A 7,023-nucleotide genomic window follows, 5' to 3' on the forward strand; every position below is an offset into this window, starting at 1 on the left:
CGGTCGGATGCCGGGCGAACGTGTTCGCCCGGCATCCGCCGAGTAGGGCCCGGAATCAGGCGGCGGTGACGGTCAGCGTGAAGTCGCTGGGCGAGCCGTCGGCGGAGCTGACGTAGATCTGGTAGTCGAGGCCGTCGGCCACGACCTCGGCGTGCGGGACGTCGGCCGCGATCGGACCTCCGATCAGCGGTGCCAGGGTCACGCGCGCCTGGCCGTTGTTCGAGGTGATGTCGACGATCAGCTTCTGCCCCCGGGCCGATCCGATGGAGTAATTGGCGATCTTGTTCGCCACCACGGACCCCTGGCCGGTGACGGAGTTCTGGCCGGGCGCGATCGCCAGTCTCGTGACACCACCGCTGTCGATCGACGGCAGCGGCATCGGAGCTGCCGAGGCGACGCCGCCGGCGACCGCGAAGGTGGCGGCGGCGAGCAACGCGACCAGCACGGCCGGTACCGCCCGGACGAACATACGAAGCACTCGAGATGCGTACATGAGGGTCCATCTTTCCTCACACGAGGCTCCGAAACGCAAGTCCCCGCGCGCATTTCGGACACACACGGGCCGGGCCCGGCCTGCGGCGGACCGCCTCGGCACACCGCCCGCTATCGCAATAAGTTAACGACCATTTGCGCTCGACCCGAAGTAAATGAGAAGGTAGAGGCCCGTTTATCGCACAAGGAGTTCTTCGTGAATCTGGACTGGTCGCCCACCGATCTGGCGTTTCGCGACGAGGTGCGGCGCTTCCTGGACGAGAATTTGACCCCGGAACTACGTCGCGCCGGTCAGCTCGCCACCAGCGTGTACCCGGATCACGAGGCCAGCATGCAGTGGCAGCACATCCTGCACGCCCGTGGCTGGGCGGCGCCGGCCTGGCCGGTCGCCCACGGCGGCCGTGACTGGAGCATGACGCAGCACTACATCTTCGATCGTGAATCCACGCTCGCGGGCGCGCCCGCACTCTCGCCGATGGGCATCCGGATGGTCGCGCACGCGATCATCGCCTTCGGCACCCCGGAGCAGAAGGACTACTTCCTGCCGCGCATCCTCACCGGCGAGGTCTTCTTCTGCCAGGGCTATTCCGAACCCGAGGCGGGCTCCGATCTGGCATCACTGACCATGGCCGCGGTCTCCGACGGCGACGATCTGGTGTGCACCGGTTCCAAGATCTGGACCACCCACGCCACCGAGGCCAACTGGATCTTCGCCCTGGTCCGCACTTCGAAACTGGAACGCAAACAGCAGGGCATCACCTTCGTGCTGATCCCGATGGACACCCCCGGCATCGAGATCCGCCCGCTGGTCATGACCTCCGGCGAGCAGGTGCAGAACCAGGTGTTCTTCGATGGTGTCCGGGTGTCGAAGACCAACGTCATCGGCCGCATCGACGAGGGCTGGACGGTCGCCAAACACCTGCTGAACTTCGAACGCGGCGGTTCGGCCTACGGTCCGGCGCTGCAGGTGCTGGCCGAATCGCTGGCCGAGCACGCGGCCGGACAGCCCGGTTTCGCCGGCGGCAGCCTGCTCGACGAACCCGCCTTCGCGGCGAAACTGGCCGACGCACGGATCCGGGCCGACGTCCTCGAGATTCTGGAATACCGGACCATGTCGGCCATTTCGCGCGGTAAGGATCCGGGTCCGGCCGCGTCCACGATCAAGATCCTGGGCACCGAATTGAGCCAGCGGCTCACCGAATTGGCCTTCGAGGCCGCCGGCCCGCGCGGGCGCGCCTATCAGCCGCACGCCGCCATGCCGGGCGGTCCGGTCGCCGACTTCGTCGCACCCGCCGACGGATATCTCAGCGGCGAACCGTGGCAGGCCGTCGCGCCGCTGCGGTACTTCAACGACCGCGCGGGCTCGATCTACGCGGGCAGCAACGAGATTCAGCGCAACATCATCGCCAAGGCAACCCTGGGACTGTGAGAGATGGACTTCGAATTCACTGCCGAACAGCAACTGCTCCGTGACACGGTCACCGAATTTCTCGCCGCCCGTTACGATCTGGAGAAAAGCCGGGCCGCGGCGCGGGTCGGCGCCGGCCATCAGCCGGAGATCTGGCGCGGCTTCGCCGAGGAGGTCGGCATTCTGGGGGCGAGCCTGCCCGAGAGTGTCGGCGGATTCGACGGCGGCGCCATCGAGACCATGATCATCGCCGAGGCGCTCGGCGGCGCCCTGGTCGTCGAACCCTATGTCGACACCGCCGTTCTGGGTGGCGGACTGCTGCGCCGCGCCGGCGGCGCGCGGGCCGAGGCACTGTTGCGCGGCATCGTCGACGGCTCGGTGATCACGGCCTTCGCCGCCCTGGAAGCCGACTCCGGATACGACCCCGCCCGCGTGGCCACGACCGCCCGCCGCGACGGCGACGACTGGGTCCTCGACGGCGCCAAGGCGGTGGTGACCACTGCACCGCTGGCCACCCATCTGCTGGTGACCGCACGCACCTCCGACGCGGCCGGTCTGTCGCTGTTCGTGGTGCCGGCCGACGCGGCCGGTCTCACGCAGCACCCCTACCGCACGATCGACGAACGCCGCGCGGCCGATCTGGTCCTCGACGGCGTCCGGATCGGCGCCGACGCGCTGCTCGGCGCCGAGGGCGCGGCCTGCGAGTCGGTCGCGCGGGCCATCGACGAAGCGATCGCCGCCATCTGCGCCGAAGCCGTGGGCGGAATGCGGCGGGTACTCGCCGACACCGTCGAATACAGCAAGCAGCGCCGCCAGTTCGGCGTGCCCATCGCCAGTTTCCAGGTGCTGCAGCACCGTATGGTCGATATGCACCTGGAGCTCGAACAGGCCGTGGCCGCCACCTATCTGGTGACGCTGAAGCTCGACGCCGAGCCGGAGGTCCGCGCCTTGGCCGCCGCGGCGGCCAAGGCCACCGTCGCCCGGGCCGCCGGCTTCATCGGCCAGCACGCGGTGCAACTGCACGGCGCGATGGGCATGACCGAGGAACTCGCGATCGGGCATTTCTTCAAGCGGCTCACCGCGATTCGCACCGAGTGGGGTTCCGCGGATCAGCACATCGCCCGTTACGCCGCGCTGACGCGGGCCTGAGCGGCGCACACGATCGCCGGGGCGCGGCCCCATACCGCCGACGCCCCGGACATGTTTTCGGCCGGAATCCGAATCGGATTCCGGCCGAAAACGCGCCGGGGATGCCGGGCTCGCCCCGCCACCGTCGGGAGCGAACCCGCGCGATCATCGGTCCCGGCGTGATCGGGTCACCCCACTCAGCGCAGGGGGGTGAAATCGCGCGAGGCGATATAGGTCGGCCGCTGGTGCAGGGCCGAATACGGTTCTTCGAGAGTGTTCTCCACGCTGTTGAACACCAGGAAGACGTTCGAGCGCGCGAACGGCGTGATGTTGTTCGACGAGCCGTGCATGATGTTGGAATCGAACAGCAGCGCCGAACCGCGTGCGCCGGTGAACTGCGCGATGCCGTACTTGTCGGCCAGCTGGGCCAGATCCTCCTGCGCGGGCACGCCGATCTGCTGCTCTCGCAACGATTCCCGGTAGTGCTCGTCCGGAGTCTCGCCCTGGCACGGCATGAACTGCCGATGCGAGCCCGGCAGCAGCATCAGGCTGCCGTTGAACGGATAGTTGTCGGTCAGCGCGATCGACAGGCTCACCGCACGCGGTGAGGGCATCCCGTCCTCGGCGTGCCAGGTCTCGAAATCCGAATGCCAGTAGAACCCGGCGCCCTCGAAACCGGGCATGTAGTTCACCCGGCTCTGATGGATGTAGACCTCGGAACCGAGAATCTGCCGGGCCAGCCCGACGATCCGCTCGTCCCGCACCAGCTCCGCCACCACGGCGCTGATCTTGTGCACCTCGAAGATCGAACGCACGCTGTTCGACTTCTTCTCGATGATCACCCGTTCGTCGGCACGCAACACCGGGTCGGCGGCCAGCCGATCGATGTCGGTGGCGATATCGGCCACCTCCATCGGGGTCAGCAACTCGTCGATGATCGCGTACCCATCGGCATCGAAATTCTGCAGCTCCGGCGAGGTGACCGTGCCCCACACCGTGGGGTCGGTGCGCTCCACCGGCGGTACCGCTACGGCAGTTCTGGTCCGGTAGCGGTCGATTCGACTCTCCGCCAACGTCATCGCGGGGTCGTCCTCCTAACTACATCACTACTCGCCGACGGCCACCAGCGGGTAGACGCCGTTCTCGTCGTGAACTTCCTTGCCCGTGACCGGAGGATTGAACACACACAGCATCCGCATCAGGGTGCGGGTCTCGACCCGATGCCGCTCGTGTCCGTTGAGCAGGTACATCGTTCCCGGCGCCAGGTCGTAGGTGACGTCGTTGGTCAGGTCCGTGAGCGTGCCCTCGCCCTCCACCAGCCACACCGCTTCGACGTGGTTCTGGTAGTGGAACTCGTGCACGGTGTTCGGCTGGATCGTCGTCTCGTGAAAGGAGAAACCCACCCCGTCGCCGCCGAGGATGATCCGCTTGCTACGCCAGTTCTCGGCCGCGACGTCGCGGTCGGTTCCGGTGATCTCGGCAGTGGTACGCACGATCATGGTCAGTTGCCTCCTCGGGCCATGTCGACCGCCCGGTCCAGGATGCCGAGGCCGTGGTCGAGTTCGTCGTCGGTAATGGTCAGCGGCGGCAGCAGCTTGACCACCTGGTCTTCGGCGCCGGAGGTCTCCACCAGCAGGCCCTCCTCGAAGGCGATGCTGCTGACCTTGCCCGCCTCCGAGGCGTCGTCGAACACCAGTCCCTGCACCAGCCCGCGGCCGCGGGTCGAGACACCCTCGAAGTTCTCCGCGAGGGCCTCGAACGACTTTCGGATCTTCTCGCCCTTGGCGGCGGTGGACACCTCCAGCCGGTCGTCGGTCCAGTAGTGCTCGAGCGCCACGCGGGCGGTCACGAACGCCGGATTGTTGCCGCGGAAGGTGCCGTTGTGCTCACCGGGCGCCCACTGGTCCAGCTCGCGCTTCATCAGCACCAGCGCCAGCGGCATGCCGTACCCGCCGATCGACTTCGACAGGGTGACGATGTCGGGGGTGATGCCGGCGATCTCGAAGGAGAAGAACGGCCCGGTCCGGCCGCAGCCCATCTGCACATCGTCGACGATGAGCAGAATTCCGCGCGCGGCGCACAGCTCCGACAGGTGCCGCAGCCACTGCGCCCGAGCGACATTCACGCCGCCCTCGCCCTGCACGGTTTCCACGATCACCGCCGCGGGCTTGTCCACACCGGAGGAATTGTCATCGAGGACCCGCTCCATCCACGCCAGATCGTCGGTACCGTCCAGATACCCGTCGTAGGGCATCGGATTCACGTGGTTCAACGGTACCCCGGCGCCCGCGCGCTTGGTCGCGTTACCGGTCACCGAGAGCGCACCGAGGGTCATCCCGTGGAATGCGTTGGTGAAATTCAGAATCGACGTGCGGCCGGTCACCTTGCGGGCAAGTTTCAGTGCCGATTCCACCGCGTTCGCACCGGTGGGGCCGGGGAACTGGACCTTGTAATCGAGGCCCCGCGGATCCAGCAGAACGTTGTTGATCGTCTCCAGCAATTCACGCTTCGCGACGGTCGACATATCGAGTCCGTGCGTAATTCCGTCACGGGCGATGTAATCGATCAACGCTTCTTTGAGAACGGGGTTGTTGTGCCCGTAGTTGAGCGCTCCCGCGCCCGCGAAGAAATCGAGGTAATCACGTCCGCTACCGTCGCGCAGCCAGGCGCCGGAGGCGGTGTCGAACAGCGTGGGCCACGAGCGGCAATATCCACGGACATTCGATTCGAGCGATTCGAAAATGGTCATCTCAGCGGTGGTCATCGATGATCCTTCCTATCGTTTTGCGTCACCCTGCAGTGGCGCGATCCGGTACAGGTCCTCCGATTCGTGCCCGTCCGGAAAATCTTCTGGCTCGAACAACGTTTCTCGCGTCATTTCCGCGTCACGGCGCCGGGCCAGTGACGCGAACATTGCCAGCGAGGCTTCGTTGTCCGGCGAAACGGTTGTCTCCAACTTCGAAACACCTTGGTCGGCAACGTCTTCGACGAGCCGATCCAGCATTGCAACGCCCACTCCGCGGCCGCGGAAGGCGTGATCGACGGCTACCTGCCAGATGAACAGTGTGTCCGGCGATTCCGGGCGCAGATATCCCGTGACGAATCCTGCTATCTCCGAGCCGATTTCGGCCACGACGGTGGTCGAGGCGAAGTCACGGCTCCACAGCAGATACGAGTAACTCGAATTGGCGTCGAGCACTTGGGAATCCACTGCGATTCGCCACATCCGCGCTCCGTCTTCCACCCGCGGCCGACGAATCAGCGTCTGGGAGGAAACGTGCCGACGGCCGTTCGACTCGTCGGTTGCCGGAGAACTGAACGACATACTCCGCGTTCGGGTCTGCATCACCTCTTCAGAATTGCCCGCGAACGTTGAGGTCTATCGTGCGACTACTTTACGGTTGTGTTACAGAAGTATGATCGGTGAATTTCGTCACGGTGGGCAACCACACCATGAATCGAGCACCTCCGCCGGGACGGTCGTCACATTTCACGCGGCCCCCGTGGGCGGCGACGGTTTCGGCCACCAAAGCCAATCCGATGCCGGTGCCCGAACGTTTCCCGCGGCGCACCGTCACGAATCTTTCGAAGATGCGTTGCCGATCCTGCGGCGCCACTCCCGGACCGGCGTCGTCGACCGTGATCACCATTTCGTCCCCGGCGCGCGCGACCCCCACCGCGATCACTCCGCCGCCGTGCCGCTGCGCATTCTCGAGCAGATTCACCAGCGCTCGCTCGAGTTCGAGCTTCCGCCCGGTCACGATTCCGTCGTCGGCGACGGTCAGCAGTTCCGGTGAATAATGCATTTCCGCCAGGGTGTGGGTGAGCAGTGCGCGCACCGACAGCGGTTCGGCGTCGGCGCCGTGCATGCGCGCCTCGGCCCGGGCCAGCGCCAGCAGATCGTCGAGCAACCTGCGCAGATGGTCGAGTTCGGCGCGGACCAGATCCAGCGCCCGCCGCGACCGTTCCGGAAGTTGATCCTCATAGCGCGACAT

General features: G+C 66.1%; 8 protein-coding genes. 2 read left to right on the forward strand and 6 right to left on the reverse strand.

The window, feature by feature from the left end:
- Window positions 1-55: 55 nt before the first annotated feature.
- Window positions 56-478 (reverse strand): hypothetical protein, encoded by a 423-nt coding sequence (locus ON23_RS19090; RefSeq protein WP_157170244.1) that lies wholly within the window; start codon window positions 476-478, stop codon window positions 56-58.
- Window positions 479-688: 210 nt separating this feature from the next.
- Here ON23_RS19090 and ON23_RS19095 point away from each other — a divergent pair, with 210 nt between their 5' ends.
- Window positions 689-1,921: an acyl-CoA dehydrogenase family protein gene (locus ON23_RS19095; protein WP_039779835.1), complete on the forward strand. Its 1,233-nt coding sequence runs from the start codon at window positions 689-691 to the stop codon at window positions 1,919-1,921.
- A gap of 3 nt (window positions 1,922-1,924) precedes the next feature.
- Complete coding sequence (locus ON23_RS19100; RefSeq protein WP_039779836.1) at window positions 1,925-3,049, forward strand: acyl-CoA dehydrogenase family protein; 1,125 nt, start codon at window positions 1,925-1,927, stop codon at window positions 3,047-3,049.
- A gap of 176 nt (window positions 3,050-3,225) precedes the next feature.
- On the opposite strand, the gene thpD is transcribed toward ON23_RS19100, so the two are convergent.
- The 5 genes from thpD to ON23_RS19125 all read right to left on the reverse strand — a co-directional run.
- A complete protein-coding gene (gene thpD, locus ON23_RS19105) occupies window positions 3,226-4,107 on the reverse strand; it encodes an ectoine hydroxylase (protein WP_039779837.1) in 882 nt (293 codons plus the stop codon).
- 27 nt (window positions 4,108-4,134) lie between these two features.
- The gene (locus ON23_RS19110) at window positions 4,135-4,527 is read right to left on the reverse strand and encodes an ectoine synthase (protein ID WP_039779838.1); all 393 of its coding nucleotides are present in this window, start codon (window positions 4,525-4,527) and stop codon (window positions 4,135-4,137) included.
- A gap of 2 nt (window positions 4,528-4,529) precedes the next feature.
- A complete protein-coding gene (ectB, locus tag ON23_RS19115; protein ID WP_039779839.1) occupies window positions 4,530-5,792 on the reverse strand; it encodes a diaminobutyrate--2-oxoglutarate transaminase in 1,263 nt (420 codons plus the stop codon).
- A 12-nt stretch (window positions 5,793-5,804) separates the two neighbouring features.
- Window positions 5,805-6,254: a diaminobutyrate acetyltransferase gene (gene ectA, locus ON23_RS19120; RefSeq protein WP_039779840.1), complete on the reverse strand. Its 450-nt coding sequence runs from the start codon at window positions 6,252-6,254 to the stop codon at window positions 5,805-5,807.
- Between the two features lie 169 nt (window positions 6,255-6,423).
- A partial coding sequence (locus ON23_RS19125) for a sensor histidine kinase (protein ID WP_039779841.1) occupies window positions 6,424-7,023 on the reverse strand: 600 nt, incomplete at its 5' end.

The sequence above is a fragment of the Nocardia cerradoensis NBRC 101014 genome (genome assembly GCF_000308535.1).
GTDB lineage: Bacteria > Actinomycetota > Actinomycetes > Mycobacteriales > Mycobacteriaceae > Nocardia > Nocardia cerradoensis.